The sequence below is a fragment of the Dysgonomonas gadei ATCC BAA-286 genome, from assembly GCF_000213555.1.
GTDB lineage: Bacteria > Bacteroidota > Bacteroidia > Bacteroidales > Dysgonomonadaceae > Dysgonomonas > Dysgonomonas gadei.
On sequence record NZ_GL891979.1, the window covers coordinates 854,882 to 871,071 of the forward strand.

The 16,190-nt window shown below is 39.0% G+C and carries 12 protein-coding genes; 8 read left to right on the forward strand and 4 right to left on the reverse strand.

Going from position 1 to position 16,190, the window contains the following annotated elements:
* Positions 1–19: 19 nt before the first annotated feature.
* Both rho and HMPREF9455_RS03275 read left to right on the forward strand, forming a co-directional pair.
* Positions 20–1,930 (forward strand): transcription termination factor Rho, encoded by a 1,911-nt coding sequence (gene rho, locus HMPREF9455_RS03270; RefSeq protein WP_006798170.1) that lies wholly within the window; start codon positions 20–22, stop codon positions 1,928–1,930.
* A gap of 227 nt (positions 1,931–2,157) precedes the next feature.
* Positions 2,158–3,096, forward strand: coding sequence for a cation diffusion facilitator family transporter (locus HMPREF9455_RS03275; protein ID WP_006798172.1), 939 nt, complete (start codon positions 2,158–2,160; stop codon positions 3,094–3,096).
* A gap of 3 nt (positions 3,097–3,099) precedes the next feature.
* Here HMPREF9455_RS03275 and HMPREF9455_RS03280 read toward each other — a convergent pair whose 3' ends face one another.
* Entirely contained in the window at positions 3,100–5,067 is a 1,968-nt protein-coding gene (locus HMPREF9455_RS03280) for a DUF3857 domain-containing protein (protein WP_006798174.1), read from the reverse strand.
* Positions 5,064–6,890, reverse strand: a complete 1,827-nt coding sequence (locus tag HMPREF9455_RS03285) for a DUF3857 domain-containing protein (RefSeq protein WP_006798175.1) — start codon at positions 6,888–6,890, stop codon at positions 5,064–5,066. The genes HMPREF9455_RS03280 and HMPREF9455_RS03285 overlap by 4 nt, the downstream gene beginning before the upstream one ends.
* Before the next feature lie 177 nt (positions 6,891–7,067).
* On the opposite strand from HMPREF9455_RS03285, the gene purH reads away from it, so the two are divergent.
* From purH to rodA, 6 genes are read left to right on the forward strand one after another with little or no spacing between them, the layout of a single operon-like run.
* Complete coding sequence (gene purH, locus HMPREF9455_RS03290) at positions 7,068–8,591, forward strand: bifunctional phosphoribosylaminoimidazolecarboxamide formyltransferase/IMP cyclohydrolase (protein ID WP_006798176.1); 1,524 nt, start codon at positions 7,068–7,070, stop codon at positions 8,589–8,591.
* 40 nt (positions 8,592–8,631) lie between these two features.
* Complete coding sequence (locus HMPREF9455_RS03295; RefSeq protein WP_006798177.1) at positions 8,632–9,657, forward strand: rod shape-determining protein; 1,026 nt, start codon at positions 8,632–8,634, stop codon at positions 9,655–9,657.
* Positions 9,658–9,711: 54 nt separating this feature from the next.
* Positions 9,712–10,575, forward strand: a complete 864-nt coding sequence (mreC, locus tag HMPREF9455_RS03300; RefSeq protein ID WP_006798178.1) for a rod shape-determining protein MreC — start codon at positions 9,712–9,714, stop codon at positions 10,573–10,575.
* 19 nt (positions 10,576–10,594) lie between these two features.
* Positions 10,595–11,089, forward strand: a complete 495-nt coding sequence (gene mreD / locus HMPREF9455_RS03305) for a rod shape-determining protein MreD (protein ID WP_148401827.1) — start codon at positions 10,595–10,597, stop codon at positions 11,087–11,089.
* On the forward strand, positions 11,071–13,038 hold the full coding sequence (mrdA, locus tag HMPREF9455_RS03310) for a penicillin-binding protein 2 (RefSeq protein ID WP_006798180.1): 1,968 nt from the start codon (positions 11,071–11,073) through the stop codon (positions 13,036–13,038). Before mreD ends, mrdA begins: the two co-directional genes overlap by 19 nt.
* 27 nt (positions 13,039–13,065) lie before the next feature.
* Complete coding sequence (gene rodA, locus HMPREF9455_RS03315; RefSeq protein WP_006798181.1) at positions 13,066–14,523, forward strand: rod shape-determining protein RodA; 1,458 nt, start codon at positions 13,066–13,068, stop codon at positions 14,521–14,523.
* A gap of 8 nt (positions 14,524–14,531) precedes the next feature.
* Here the strand turns inward: rodA and HMPREF9455_RS03320 are convergent, their stop codons facing one another.
* The gene (locus tag HMPREF9455_RS03320; protein ID WP_006798182.1) at positions 14,532–15,545 is read right to left on the reverse strand and encodes an ABC transporter ATP-binding protein; all 1,014 of its coding nucleotides are present in this window, start codon (positions 15,543–15,545) and stop codon (positions 14,532–14,534) included.
* Positions 15,546–15,669: 124 nt separating this feature from the next.
* On the reverse strand, positions 15,670–16,190 hold a 521-nt coding region (locus tag HMPREF9455_RS21720; RefSeq protein WP_006798183.1), incomplete at its 5' end, for an IS4 family transposase.

The window sequence follows — 16,190 nt, forward strand, 5'->3', positions numbered from 1 at the left end:
TAATTTAATATAGATATACATGCGTATATATAACATTCTTGAGCTTAACGAAAAGCTCACAATAGAACTAAGAACTATCGCTAAAGAACTTGGAATCAGACGGCCCGACGCTTATAAAAAAGATGAACTTATCTATAAGATATTAGATGAACAGGCCATTATGGAAGCTAAAAATAAAAATTCGGAAAGCTACCAAAGTGAAGATAGGATAGAACAACAGCAGAAAAAATCGCAAGCTGCTGCTAAAGGAAAACAAAAAGCCCAGAATCAAACAAAAAAACAGGACCAAACTCCTAAACCTCAAACCACACCTCCTGCTCCTGCAAAAGAAACAAAAGTAGCAGCCGTACAGCCAAAGAAAGAGGACACTCCAAAACCAACCCCTCAGAAAGAGGTAAAAAAGGAAGCTAAACCGGAACCGGTTAAAGCCCCTGTAGAAGAGAAGAAAGAAGCTACTGCACCCGTTGTAGCTGCTGAAAAAGCTCCGCAGAAGGAAATTATTGTTAAAAAAAATAACGGAGAGCCGAAGGAAAATAAACCTGAGGCCGAAGCCAAGCCACAACAACCGGCAGCAAAACCAACACAGTTGGTTTTCCGTTCAAACAAGGTGAGAGAAGAAGAGCCGCAGGAACCTATTCCGGGATTGCCTTTGCTTAGCCCACTGGAAGTAGATTCGGAAGTTACCCCTGTAGAAATTGTAGTACCTGAAGTCCCTGCAAAACCTGCAGCCAAGCAATCGCAACAAAATCAACAGCATAACAATAATAATCAGAAACAAAATAACCAACAACAGGATAATAAACAATTCGATTTCGAAGGTATATTGAATGCTACCGGCGTACTCGAAATTATGCAGGAAGGTTACGGATTTTTACGTTCGTCCGACTATAATTATATGTCATCTCCTGACGATGTTTATATTTCTCAATCGCAGATCCGTCTGTTTGGCCTTAAAACAGGCGATATTGTAGAAGGTCCCATTCGTCCTCCAAAAGAATCGGAAAAATTTTTCCCTTTAGTAAAAGTAGACAGAATCAACGGACGCACACCGGACGAAGTTCGCGACCGTGTTCCGTTCGACCATCTGAAGCCACTTTTTCCGGATGAGAAATTTAAGCTCACAAAGGGCCGCAATGATAACTTATCGTGCCGTGTAGTGGATCTATTCTCTCCGATAGGAAAAGGACAGCGCGGACTTATCGTTGCACAGCCGAAAACGGGTAAAACCACATTACTGAAAGATATTGCAAACGCTATTGCCGACAATCATCCCGAAGTATATATGATTGTACTTCTTATCGATGAACGTCCTGAAGAGGTAACAGACATGGAACGCAGTGTAAATGCAGAGGTGATTGCTTCTACATTTGATGAGCCGGCCGACCGCCACGTAAAAATAGCAGAAATAGTACTCAATAAAGCTAAACGGATGGTAGAATGCGGACATGACGTAGTTATCCTCCTCGATTCCATTACCCGTCTGGCACGTGCTTACAATACAGTGCAACCGGCATCGGGTAAAGTACTGACTGGGGGTGTAGATGCAAACGCCCTGCACAAACCGAAACGTTTCTTCGGAGCTGCCCGTAATATAGAAAACGGAGGTTCGCTTACCATTATAGCTACTGCGCTTACAGAAACAGGTTCTAAGATGGATGATGTTATCTTCGAAGAATTTAAAGGTACTGGTAATATGGAACTTCAACTCGACCGTAAACTATCCAACAAACGTATCTTCCCTGCTGTGGATATCATTGCATCCAGTACACGTCGCGACGACCTGCTGCTTAGCAACGATACACTCAGCCGTATGTGGGTTCTGCGCAACTTCTTATCGGATATGAATTCGGTGGAGGCAATGCAGTTCCTCGAAAACAGATTGAGAAAGACAATAAATAACGAAGAATTTCTCATTTCGATGAACGACTGATAGAAGATATTTATAATATTAAATACTTAAAGCAAGGGAAAAAGGTTTAACTTTACCCTTGCTTTTTTATTTCAAAAAAACGGATAGTGCTTTTGTTTGCATATTATAAACAAGTTATTATTGCCAGACGTTTACATAAAGAGCATATTAAAAGTAGCTTTAAAACAGATTGGATATTCATTATTTTTGCTACTTCCTTATATTCATCACTTTAACTAAATAGTTTTATGGGACATAATCATAACCACGATGATCACAATCATGGGCATTCACACGGAGGTCATAGCCATAGTCACAACGCAAACAAAAAAGCATTGACTATCAGTTTTTTTCTGATATCCGGATTTATGTTTATCGAATTTATCGGGGGATATCTGACAAATAGTCTGGCATTAATTTCCGATGCAGGGCATATGTTAAGCGATGCCGTAGCATTAGGTTTAAGTCTAAGCGCACTAATCTTCGGAGCGAGAGCAGCTACTCCGTCCAAAACATATGGTTATAAACGTTTCGAAATTCTGGCTGCATTATTGAATGGAATTGTATTGGTACTATTGGCTGTTTTTATCTGTAAAGAAGCCATCGAACGCCTGTCTTCTCCGCCTCAGGTAATAGGCAAGGGGATGATGATAATATCTACTATAGGATTGATCATTAATATTATTGTTGCGTGGATATTGCATTCACAGGGTTCTACCGAAGAAAATCTGAATGTCCGCAGTGCATTTCTTCATGTTATCGGAGATTTGCTAGGATCAGTAGGCGCTATTATTGCGGCTGTGCTTATTATGCTGTTCGGTTGGTATATAGCCGACCCGATAGCCAGTATGATTGTTTCCTTATTAGTACTTTACAGTGGCTGGAATGTGCTCAAAGAATCCGTAAACATACTGATGGAAGCCAAGCCTTCCCGTATCGATTCGGAAGAGGTAGTAAATGTACTCAGATCGGTAAATGGGGTAGAGGGTGTCCATGATCTACATATATGGATGATAACATCCGACTTCTCCGTGATGACCGTACACCTCAAAGTAAATCCCGAAGCGGATCGCGACCTTATCTTGGAAAAAGCAAAACAATCGATCGGCAAGCAATTCGGCATCAGACATGTTACTATACAAACCGAAGGCCGTGAGTTGTGCCTGTGCGACGAATCATGTAATTGATGGTTATTCCTTCACCAATACTATCATTTCCGAGAATTTCTTAATCATATTAGCAAAAGACATTTTCAGGCTATTGTAATCTTTTGCCTGATATACACTTTGTTTCAGATTATAACCGGCAGATACCATTATTTTGCTACTATCTCGCTCTATTGCATAATTTATAGCGATTAAATTATCATCCACGCTGAGTGATTCAGGTATATATTCGACCTTATACCCTTCAGGAATCTCGATTGTAGACCGGTATATGTCTCCCCTGATATATACCATATCCACAAGATTGGAACGGCTTGTCTGTTTAAATGGATTTTCACTTATCGACAGATTACAAAAAGGATTCAGAAACAATTTATTATTATTGTTCTCTAAAGGTGCATCAAATGAGAACGAGAAAACAAAAGGCTTACTTAACCTATCTACTGGAACAACCTCTATCTTATCATCTTTTACTTCTATATTATTATCATTTTTAAGATATGCAGACAGATTATTATCCTTCCCTAAATGGATGGTACGGTATTTATACGCATTAAGCCCTGTTCCTATATATTTGGCATCAACAGCCATCTTTCCTTCTTCCGGTAATATCTTTAATGTAAAATCCTTTTGACCTATAGAAAGCGCCTTTTGCCGGATAACAGCCCATTCTTCCGACTTGGGTTTTATAATCAGCCCCTCTATATTCAGACACCGTTCCGGCAAGTCGCTAAAGTATAACAAAGGTTCGGTGGCATCTATGAAATATATCTTGTCTTCGACTTTGACCATGGCGATGACATAATTGAAAAATTGCTGAAAAGGATGTCCTTTACTTATCGCTCCGTTTTTACGTGTACTTAAAACAACCGGATATACATCTACTCCGGCTGCTTGTAACAAGCCGACAAGGAAAAGATTAATATTGCCTACATTACCTTTCTGCTGTTTAAGAAAATCAGATAAGCCTACTTGCGCATACTTTCCATTGTTGCCATCCCAATTATACTTCGATTTAACGTATTGAGTAATTATATCTATCTTATCAATAACCGGTTTGTCAGTTAAATCAAGAGTTGCTATTACTTTTTTTCCTTCTTTCTCGCTGTTCCTTATATACTTACCAAAGTCACTATTTTTAAGAAAATCATCACACATAGCCGGCCATGTAGTCATAATTTCGCGTTTACCACCGGTAGGATAATAGATCTTTGATAACTGAAAGTTAAGGCTAATCATGTAGTCCTGTGCAGATGTAATAAATTCTTCATCCCTAAATGCAGGAATGTCTTTCATCCCAAAAGTATATTCCACCTCTTTATATACCAATCGTCCGAAACGGATTTCATCATTCAGGGTTTTGGAAGTCATTTCATCCAGTTTATTCGCCCCTTTCAAAATATAAGTGTATTCGTAATATGGCATAGCCCTGTACTTCAACTGGCTCTGTATGACCGGAATACTACCTTGAAAATCCCATTTCCTCATATTGAAAAAATATGGGGTTGATACCTTATAACTAAACTCTATAACCGAACCTTCCCGCACATCGGCCAGTGCTATCTTCTTTACTTGTAGATTTTCATTTATTTTCTCTTCAAATATATTTTTATTTATAAGCTCTGTTTTCTTTAGTTGCCCATCTTCGAAATTATAAGTAGTGGCCTGTATGTCTTCAATATTTTCCCAATCCATTCCTTCCATATAATATGGTATTTCGAAATTTGCATATTTGACACCGGCCTGTTTGAGAATCTTTATCTTAATACGCTTCTCCATACGAAGCAAAAAACCACGGGTATTATCTCCCTGAAAATAATATTTTCCAAGATCGTAAATCACCAGCGCCTCGGCATCCTTATCCTTTTCATATTCAGTCATCGACATTTCATACTGAGTCACCTTACCGGCTTCCTGTGTATAATCAGCCTGAGAAAACAGGCTCATTGTTATATGAAACAATAGGAAAGAAATAGCAATCGTTTTTTTCATAATATCTCGAGGTAATAGTTTTTACTTTCATTATTTCGGATGAACATTATAAAATCATAGAAGTCTTTATATCTATCGAGAGAATATCTTCCCGGATTAATTAATATAGTCTTATATACAATCAATTTATTCTCATCCGCTTCAAATTTCAGGGAATACTCTCCAAATTCTGATTTTAATTCCACTGAATCCGGCATTTTCGATATTGTCTTATCCAATTCGTAATGAATCGTATCTTTATAATACTGAGGATAATCCAATTGTACATCCTGAGTTCGCTTTTCCGGCGACTCAAATGAAGATATGGGTATAGGAAAAGATGATAATATTATATTGTTTCCGTATTCTTTGTATAAATTATGGATCTTACAATTTGCCAGCAGGCTTATTTGCGCTCTGTCAGCTTCCTCCTCCTTGTCAAATTTGAAATCTAATAATTCATACGATCCAGATAGAATGTTGTTGCGGATATATTTGTCCACTGTATTTTTATTTACTTCAGATGCAAGGCTGTTAAACAGTTCATACCTGTCTCCCCGTTCTGTGGCGGACAGACTTACTTCCGAAGTATTTGTATTCACCAACAAACTTCGCGAACACAATACATCGTTTTGCTCCAGTGAAGGTATTGTTACGAAATGAGTGTTATGCTCATCCACCAGCAAAGCTTTACGTCCCTGAGTAAAGGTTCCCATATAGCCGAAAGGTGTATTCTTAGACGTACATTCCAGATACACTGTGTCTTTCCCGAAAGGAACAGTTAGTATCGCATGATTAAATACCTGTGCCGGAAACCCGGTATCTACGTCTATCACTCTGTCATCAGCATAGATAAGTGTATAATAAGATTTTATACCTGAATACTTTAGTATTGCCTGCATATAATTTGTCAAAGCCTTACAGTCTCCATACCTGTTAGCACATACATAGCTCGCCGGATACGTCTGTAATCCTCCAAGATTTATACTTACATTTATATACCGAGTATAGTCCTGCATATATTTGTACAGCACTTTTACTTTTTCCATATCATTGTCTATGCCGGACAACATTTGACCTATCTTCTGTTGCTCAGCAAGAGGCAGGACATCTTTATCCTTATTCAGGCGAAATATCCAGTTACCATAAGTAACCCAGCTATCAAAACTTCCCGATTCACCAAATTTAAAATTGAGAGGCACAGTGTATATAGAAGGAGCTTTCGACGTATTGGGCGAACTGTATAATTCTGTATTTTGAGTCGGAACGTAGCTGTAAGTCCAGTTATACCTTATAATATCACGCAAAGTATCTATTTGCGGCTCATGCACATTTTTTTCCTTAAAACGTATAGGTTGATCGAACGGTGTTTCAACGATTAGATTACCCTCCCGCAAAGGTCTCCGGCTATTCACGTAATTCAGGGTTGCAGAACTGAGAAACCTTGAATGGCTTATTTTGAAAGAATAAACTATACGATATGGGTAGATATGGTGCTTTAAAGTAAATGATTTTACAAAATCATCCTCATATAAAGATATATCAGAAATAGAACTCCTGTCTTTCACCTCATTACCTTTCAGTTTCCTTACTATATTGCCGTTCATATCTTCAATCCAGGCATCACCTATCGACACTTTATCCCCTTTAGAATATGGAATAAGTATTTCAGCATCATGATCTCCCATTCGTTCATTTATTTGCAATACAACAGAATCGATACGTTGAAGCTTATCTCCATTGATCTTATTTACGGATGTGTACTTAATAGTTTCGCTCCTGAATGCCTGAGCAGATACCAAGATAGGAAGAAAAAATGCTATGATAACAAGTACGTTTTTCACAGGTACCCGAGTATTAGGATTTGTTTGCAAATATATGAAAATATGTAAATATTCATGCGATTTTACACTATTTTTTCCGAACAGATATATTCCTGAAAAATTATATCAAAAACGGCCTGTAATAACAATAGTTTTTATAACTTTGTTCCCCTAAAAAAGTCGGATAATTAACACATCATGTCTTCAGAGAAAAAAATTAAAACAGCGTTAGTTTCAGTTTATCATAAAGATGGATTGGATGAGATCTTAAAGAAATTAGATAGTTTAGGTGTTCGTTTCATTTCTACAGGCGGAACGAAGAGTTTCATTGAATCGTTAGGCTTACCATGCGATGCGGTGGAAGATGCAACAGGTTATCCTTCTATTTTGGGTGGACGAGTAAAAACATTACATCCGAAGATATTTGGTGGTATCCTCTGTCGCAGGGAACTACCCGAAGATATGAAACAAGTGAAAGCATACGATATACAAGAAATTGATCTGGTTATCGTAGACTTATATCCTTTTGAAGATACAGTCGCTTCAGGCGCCAGTGAACAAGATATTATAGAAAAAATAGATATAGGTGGAATTTCCCTCATTCGTGCTGCAGCAAAAAATTTCAAAGACGTAATTATAGTTGCTTCAAAACAGCAATATCAACCATTGATGAACCTGCTTGAAGAAAAGGCCGGAAAATCGGACATTACAGACCGTAAATTCTTTGCCAAAGAAGCCTTTTCGGTATCTTCTTCTTATGATACTGCCATATTCAATTATATGGACAATAATGAAGGAACAGCATTCCGTTATGCAGAAGACAACGCCATGCATCTTCGTTATGGAGAAAATCCACATCAGAAGGGTACATTCTATGGTGACTTCAATGCTATATTTGATCAATTACACGGCCGGGAAATATCATATAACAATTTGCTGGACATAGAATCTGCTATAAGCCTTATCAGCGAATTCGATGAAACAACTGTCGCCATACTTAAGCATAACAATGCCTGTGGTATAGCCTCACGTCCTACCGTAGTAGAAGCATGGAAAGATGCTTTAGCCGGAGATCCGGTTTCGGCTTTTGGCGGTATCATCGTCAGCAACCGTAAAATAGATAAAGCAGCAGCAGAGGAAATCAACAATATATTCTTCGAAATAGTAATTGCACCTGAATATGATAAGGATGCACTTGAAATTTTGGAACAAAAGAAAAATCGCATTATCTTAGTGCAGAAACAAGGATTGACCGGAAATAAACAGTTCCGTTCGCTCTTGAATGGTGTTTTAGTACAAGATAAAGATTTAAGTATACAAACAGCAGACGATTTAAAATTGGTAACAAACAGACCTCTGCAAGGTACAGAACTTGAAGACCTGTTATTTGCCAATAAATTAGTGAAGCATACTAAATCGAATGCCATCATTTTGGTTAAAAACAAACAATTGTGTGCCGGAGGTACCGGACAGACTTCGCGTGTCGATGCATTGAAACAAGCGATAGAGAAAGCTAATTCTTTTGCCTTTAATCTCGATGGTTCTGTTATGGCTTCCGATGCATTCTTTCCGTTTCCCGACTGTGTGGAAATAGCAGGCAATGTAGGAATCACAGCTGTAGTACAACCGGGTGGATCGGTGAAAGATAATTTATCGGTTGAATATTGTAATGAACACAATATTTCGATGGTAATGACTGGTATCCGTCACTTTAAACATTAATAATTAACTGGTTAGTAAGCAAATATAAACAAGCTCAAATATGGGATTATTCTCTTTCACACAAGAAATAGCGATGGATCTTGGCACCGCCAATACTATCATAATACATAATGGCAGAATTGTTGTAGACCAGCCCTCAGTAATAGCACTGGAACGCAAAACAGGGAAAGTTATTGCTGTTGGGGAACAGGCCAGGCAGATGCACGGTAAAACCCATGAAGACATCCGTACTGTAAGACCATTGAAAGATGGTGTTATTGCAGACTTTACGGCTGCCGAACAGATGATTCGCGGATTGATAAAGATGTTCAACAATAAGAGCCGTCTCTTCTCTCCGTCGTTACGCATTGTTATTTGTATCCCTTCAGGAAGTACCGAAGTAGAAACCCGCGCTATCCGCGACTCTGCAGAACATGCCGGAGGACGCGATGTGTATATGATATACGAACCGATGGCTGCGGCTTTGGGTATCGGTATCGATGTAGAAGCACCGGAAGGAAATATGATCGTAGATATAGGCGGTGGTACAACAGAAATCGCTGTTATTTCCTTAGGCGGTATCGTATCTAACAAATCGATAAAAATTGCAGGGGACGACCTTACTGAAGATATTCAGGAATATATGGGACGCCAGCATAATATCAAAGTAGGGGAGCGTACGGCAGAAAATATAAAGATAGCTGTTGGCGCTGCTTTGACCGAACTGCCGGATGAAGAAGTTCCGGAAGATTTCATCGTACACGGCCCTAACAGGATGACATCATTGCCGATGGATATTCCTGTATCATATCAGGAAATGGCTCATTGTCTCGATAAATCTTTATCCAAAATGGATTCAGCTATTCTGAGTGCTTTGGAACAAACACCTCCCGAATTATATGCTGATATTGTTCGCAATGGTATTTATCTGACAGGAGGAGGCGCTTTACTAAGAGGTCTCAGCAAGCGTTTCTCAGACAGAATAGGCATACAGTTCTACGTTGCCGAAGATCCGCTTCACGCAGTGGCTAAAGGAACAGGAATTGCCTTGAAGAATATTGAGAAATTCAATTTCTTGATGCGGTAAGGTATTCGGGATTATTTCTTTACCTGACTGATTTATAATAGATAAGAACAGATTATGCGCAACCTGATAAACTTTTTATTAAAGAATAGTTCTTGGTTTGTTTTCATTATACTTGAAATAATCTGTTTCTATTTCGTTTTTAGCGGGAATTCATACCAGAAAAGCGTATACTTAAACTCTTCCAATGAAATAACGGGAAGAGTTTATGCTATATCGGGAAGTATCTCTTCCTATTTTGGGTTGAGGACAGAAAACCAGCAGCTTTTACAAAGAAGTGCTGAATTACAAGCTGAAATAAACGAACTGAAAGATTATATATTTGCGATAGAAGCCGATTCGTTGAAAACAGAGGCTTTCCTTCGCGATTCGTTAGGACGAAGAGTTGAGCCTCATTTTGTAATTGCCCGGGTAGAAAAGAACAGTATCTCTCTTGTCGATAACTATATGATTATCAACAAAGGCAAGAATAATGGTGTACGGGCCGATATGGGTGTTGTTTCTCAACAGGGGATAGTCGGTGTTGTTATCGATGCTAGTGCAAATTATGGTATAGTGCAGCCTGTATTGAATCCACATAGTCGATTCAGTTGTAAGATACTCAATTCGAATGCTGCAGGTATACTTATCTGGGAAGGGGGGGACCCCCGTTATGCTATGCTTACCGAATATCCTAAATATGAGGATGTGCAGATAGGTGATACGATTGTAACAACCGGCTTCTCAGACTTCTTTCCCGAAGGGATAATGGTGGGTACAATAGAAGAATACAAGAGTGAGACAGATGATAATTTCAACAGTTTGAAAGTGAAGTTATCTACAGATTTTGGTTCTCTCAAAAATGTACTTCTCATTAACAATACCAATGAGGAAATAAAAGAACTGGAGAATAAGATTAAAACTAAGAATGTTAAAAAGTAGCGTCTTAAAATATGCCTTGATGTTTGTACTGCTTGTATTATTACAGGTATTGGTACTTAACAGGATTTCTTTTCTAAGTTATGCTGTACCTTTCGCATATATCTACTTTATACTGAAGTTACCGGTCGGATTCAATAGAAATCTATCCACTTTATTGGGATTTATACTTGGCTTCATTATTGATCTCTTTTGTAATACACCGGGTATAAATGCAGCAGCCACTACTCTTATTGGTTTTCTTTGTCGCCCTGCACAAGGATTATTCTTTATGGTAGATGATTATGATGAACAGACGCCCGGATTGAGACTATTAGGGACTGCATATATGAAATTTGCATTCTTTTTGACTCTTATACACCATGTAGCATTAATCTCAATAGAGTCATTCTCATACTTCAATATAAAACTTGTCTTAATAAGGATACTACTATCGACAGTACTCACAACTATCCTTATTTTTGCATTTGAAGGATTTTCGTTAAAGCAAAAGAGTTCATGGCAAAAATCAACTTAGACCTCACTAAACGAAAATATGTTTTGGGCGGGATAGCCTGTAGCATAGTACTTATATATATAGTTCAATTGTTCAACCTGCAGATAGTCAAGAGTGAATACAAAAGTTCTGCCGATGGAAATGCATTCTTCAACAGAACATTATATCCTTCGCGCGGAAAAATATCGGACAGGAACGATAAACTCCTCGTCTTTAATCAGCCTACATACGACCTTGTATACATTCCCCGCGAAGTACAACCTTTCGATACACTAGATTTATGTAAAGCTCTTGATATTACCCGCGAACAGTTCGATAAGCGTTTGGCCGATGTAAAAGACCGCAGGCAGAATCCGGGTTATTCGACCTATACCCAGCAAACTTTTATGACCCAGCTTACCACACAGGAAAGCGGGATCCTTCAGGAGAAATTATATAAGTTCCCCGGATTTTTCATACAAAAGAGAACTCTGAGGCAATATAACTATCATAACGCAGGCTTGTTGTTAGGGTATGTAGCCGAAGTTAGCAAGACGCAGATGGAAAACGATGATTACTATGTCAGGGGTGATTATGGCGGAAAGTCGGGGCTAGAGTCATCTTACGAAAAGTATCTGAGAGGAGAGAAGGGTGTGGAAATACTACTTCGTGATGCTCACGGGCGCATACAAGGTAAATATGAAAATGGTAAGAATGATATAGCACCAATTTCAGGGAAAGATTTAACCTTATCCATTGATATTGAATTACAGGCATATGGAGAATATCTGATGCAGAATAAGGTTGGAAGTATTGTTATGATAGAACCTGCAACCGGCGAAGTCCTATGTTTGGTGACATCTCCTACTTATGATCCGTCCATGTTGCTTGGCGGACGCGATTTTAAAAAGAATTATCTCGAACTGGAGAATAATCCTTTGAAACCTCTTCTGAACAGACCTATACAAGGTATGTATCCTCCCGGTTCCACATTCAAGACTACACAGGGATTAGTATTTCTGCAAGAAGATATTATCACAGAGAATACCATGTATTCCTGTGCCGGTGGATATCCTCCATTAGGAGGCAGGCCTAAATGCCACCCGCATGGTTCTCCTTTAGCTTTGATTCCGGCTATTGCAACATCCTGTAATTCATACTTTTGTTATGGATTATCTGCAATGCTTGGTAATAGGAAGAAATATAAAAGCACACCGGAGGCATTTGAAGTATGGAAAGACCATATGGTAGATATGGGATTCGGCTATCCGCTGGGAGTAGACCTACCTTCCGAAAAGAGAGGCTTCATTCCTAACAGCAACTTCTACAACAGAGCATATAAGAATAGCTGGAATGCTTCTACTATCATATCTATAGCAATCGGGCAAGGAGAAGTCACAGCAACTCCGTTGCAGGTTGCTAATTTGGCCGCAACGATTGCAAACAGAGGCCATTATATCGTACCTCATGTAGTGAAGAATATACAAAACACTCCACTCGATAGCCTTTATACTCACAAACGGGAAACCGGTATAAAGAAAGAACATTACCAATCTATAGTAGAAGGTATGGCACGTGCTGTGACCGGAGGTACATGCCGCGGAGCAAACCTTCTGCCGGATATTGAAGTATGCGGTAAAACAGGTACAGCTGAAAACCCTCATGGTAAAGACCACTCTATATTCATGGGGTTTGCACCTAAGGATAACCCTAAAGTGGCCATATTTGTGATTGTTGAAAATGCAGGATTTGGAGCCACATTCGGAGTTCCTGTAGGAAGACTGATGATGCAAAAATATCTGAAAGGAGAAGTACCTGCCAGTGATAAGTATATCGAAGACCGGATTGTGAATACAACAATACTTCCTCAGACATTCTTCAACTGGAACCGTACCAACAAACGAACAATGGAGTTTTCTCAGCCTACACCAGCAAGCAATGATGTAGAGAGGGATGAAGTGAAACCATTTACTCCGGAGAGCGATAATTGATAACTATAGACCGACCATACACTTAAGATGTATCAGAGAGAAGATGAAAATATAAAGAAGAGCCTCGATTGGTTTACCATAGCCTTGTATATCATATTGATACTGGGCGGATGGTTCAGCATATATGGTGCCAGCTATCAGTATGAAAATGCGACCAGTATGTTCGACTTATCCGGGAGGGCAGGTATGCAGCTGATATGGATGGGGACATCCATTGTTCTGGGCTTCATCATCTTAAAGTTGGATAGTAACCTCTATGATATACTCGCTTATTATATATATGCTGCTTTCATACTCCTTTTACTCGCAACGGTCTTTCTGGCAACGGATATCAGAGGGTCACGATCGTGGCTTAAGATAACCAATTCGATACAGATCCAACCCGCCGAGTTCGCCAAGTTCGCTGTAGCACTGGCTTTAGCCCGATTTCTCAATTCCTATAATTTCAAGTTGCTTACACCCAAGAATCTGGCTATAATAGCTACTATGATTCTAGTACCTATGGCCCTGATTATGTTACAAAAGGAGACTGGTTCGGCACTCGTATATACAGTATTCATACTAATGCTGTACAGAGAGGGACTACCCGGAATTATCCTTTTCCTAGGTGTTTCGGCTGTGGTACTCTTTGTTGTAGGACTTAAATATTCCGAAACTGATATGGGAATTATCTCTACAGGCGAGTTTATAGCTATTATATTAGTCATTATCATCAGTGCCGTATTGGTTATGAGTTATCGCAAAGATGGCATAACCGCCCGTAATATATTCCTTGGAGCAACAGCCGTATTCGGCATTTCATACTTGCTTTCATTAATTAATGTTCCCATCGACTTTGGTATAGTTGCTCTGGCTGCCCTGGCCATTCTGATTGGCTATCTGCTATATCTGGCTAAGAAGTACTGGTCGAAAGTCTATCTGCTGACAGCCGTATTTGCCTTTGGCAGCTTATTATTTGTAAGCTCGGTCGACTATCTTTTTACCGATATTATGCAGCCCCACCAGCAGATGCGTATCAAAGTTACGTTAGGTATGGAAGAAGACCTGATGGGTGCAGGGTATAATGTCAATCAGTCAAAGATCGCAATCGGTTCCGGTGGAGTGCTGGGTAAAGGATATCTGAATGGTACTCAAACCAAACTGAAATATGTTCCGGAACAAGATACCGACTTCATATTCTGTACAGTTGGTGAAGAACAAGGTTTTGTCGGTTCTGTGCTCGTCTTGCTTTTATTCTTGGCCCTGATTACCAGATTGATATATCTCGCTGAAAGACAAAAAAATACATTTGGCCGTGTCTATGGCTATTGCGTAGCCTGCATTTTCCTGTTCCATCTGGCAATCAATATCGGAATGGTTATCGGACTAACTCCCGTGATTGGTATTCCACTACCATTTTTCAGCTATGGGGGATCTTCCCTTTGGGGATTTACCATTCTTCTGTTTATTTTCCTGCGTATTGATATGGCAAGAAAAAGACGATAGATAAAGTACTATATACCGGACAGATAATCTGACAGTTGTTCATAATTAGCTAACTTATCTACAATTCCATCTTTTTTTACTATCCGGATAGAAACAGCAGATTCCACTATTACTGAGAACAGGGTATCCTTCTCTTCTTCAACCACTCCAAAACCGTGTCTTTCCAGCATATTTTTAGTCCAGTGATATAGATATCCTTCTGCCTGTAAATGTACCTTTTTGCGACTTTCTCTGTTTGGCAGAAAATTTCCCGAATTCTTATCAAAAAGAATGTTATCTCCCTTAAAGAAATTATCCATTGTACCGGATAACACGACATCTTCTGTTACTCCGCCTGTCAGGCCCTTTTGCCGGGATAATAGCCATAAACGGTCGGCGAGGAGCAAGGCCAGATCTATGTCGTGTGTGGAGAGCAATATTGTTTTACCCTGATTCATAGTCAGGTTGTGAAGGAGATTCATTACTTCTATACGACTCTCGATATCCAGAAACGCGGTAGGTTCATCTAATAAGACAACCGGACATTGTTGCGCCAATGCTTTGGCTATCATAGCCTTTTGCCGTTCACCATCCGATAGTTCGGCTACATATACATCTGCTTTATGTACAATGCAGACATCCTCCATAGCTTTTTGCACTATCTCTTTATCTTCTTTTGTCAATTGACCGAAAAATCCGGTGTAAGGATATCTTCCCAATTCGACTAATTCCCTGACCAACAACCCTCCAGCTGAAGTCTTGTCCGTTAACACCAAGCCTAATGACTGGGATAACTCCTTTTCAGAATAAGCATTTATATCTTTATTTTCCAAAAGTATATTCCCCTGCAAACTGGGTTGCGAAGCACTGATTGTACGCAACAGAGTGGATTTACCTGCGCCATTAGCACCGATAAGGCAAACAAGTTCTCCCTGATACAAATCGAAAGACAAATCTTCATACAAAGCAGTCTTATCCCTATGCTTCGTTTTTGCATATCCTATACTTATGTTTCGTGCAGATATTATCGCTTTTCTATTCATATTTAATCTTATGCTTCCAGTAAAATAAAATTACATATTTTAACCGTATATAGTTAAAAAGTAACAGAAGTAACGGAAATTAATTAATAATTGAGAATGAAGAATCACTAGTGTTGCGTTAAAATTAATTGAATAACAATAAGTTATCAATTTGCTCTTTGACATTTTTGTAATCAGATTTATTAATCAGTTGATTTATAGGAGTTTTATCCAGCAGGGACTTGCCGAAAATTTGTAATAATTCGTAGATTGTACGTTCTGTTTTGAGTTTTTTTGCAACTATCGCTATAAGGCAATAAGCAATAACAGCACAATTTACCTGTATTTTTACGGCATTTTCGGTCGTTCCCCAAAACTGTTTGATTTTCAGATGCTGTTTTATCCATTTGAAAAACAATTCAATAGACCAACGTTTGCGATATAATTCCGTAATCGTTTTAGCATCGGAAACCAAGTCATTTGTCAGAAAAACAAACTCTCTGTTTTGCACGGTATCGTAATAACGAATCTTGCGGATTTTTTCGGGGTAGCGTTTCGGTGAATTTCCGGTTGTAAAAACACCGATTTGGTCGGACTTTATACCTGTATACGGTTCTTTTTTAAGGCTGTATATTCGCCTGAATTTGATTTTTTCGCGTGCCCGGA

What these genes read in the sequence shown, in the direction of transcription:
- purH (WP_006798176.1), top strand. Translation starts at nt 7,068, where the DNA reads ATGTCTTCAGAGAAAAAAATTAAAACAGCGTTAGTTTCAGTTTATCAT.
- mrdA (WP_006798180.1), top strand. Translation starts at nt 11,071, where the DNA reads ATGGCAAAAATCAACTTAGACCTCACTAAACGAAAATATGTTTTGGGC.
- HMPREF9455_RS03295 (WP_006798177.1), top strand. Translation starts at nt 8,632, where the DNA reads ATGGGATTATTCTCTTTCACACAAGAAATAGCGATGGATCTTGGCACC.
- rodA (WP_006798181.1), top strand. Translation starts at nt 13,066, where the DNA reads ATGTATCAGAGAGAAGATGAAAATATAAAGAAGAGCCTCGATTGGTTT.
- HMPREF9455_RS03320 (WP_006798182.1), bottom strand. Translation starts at nt 15,545, where the DNA reads ATGAATAGAAAAGCGATAATATCTGCACGAAACATAAGTATAGGATAT.
- HMPREF9455_RS03280 (WP_006798174.1), bottom strand. Translation starts at nt 5,067, where the DNA reads ATGAAAAAAACGATTGCTATTTCTTTCCTATTGTTTCATATAACAATG.
- HMPREF9455_RS03275 (WP_006798172.1), top strand. Translation starts at nt 2,158, where the DNA reads ATGGGACATAATCATAACCACGATGATCACAATCATGGGCATTCACAC.
- mreC (WP_006798178.1), top strand. Translation starts at nt 9,712, where the DNA reads ATGCGCAACCTGATAAACTTTTTATTAAAGAATAGTTCTTGGTTTGTT.
- rho (WP_006798170.1), top strand. Translation starts at nt 20, where the DNA reads ATGCGTATATATAACATTCTTGAGCTTAACGAAAAGCTCACAATAGAA.
- mreD (WP_148401827.1), top strand. Translation starts at nt 10,595, where the DNA reads ATGTTTGTACTGCTTGTATTATTACAGGTATTGGTACTTAACAGGATT.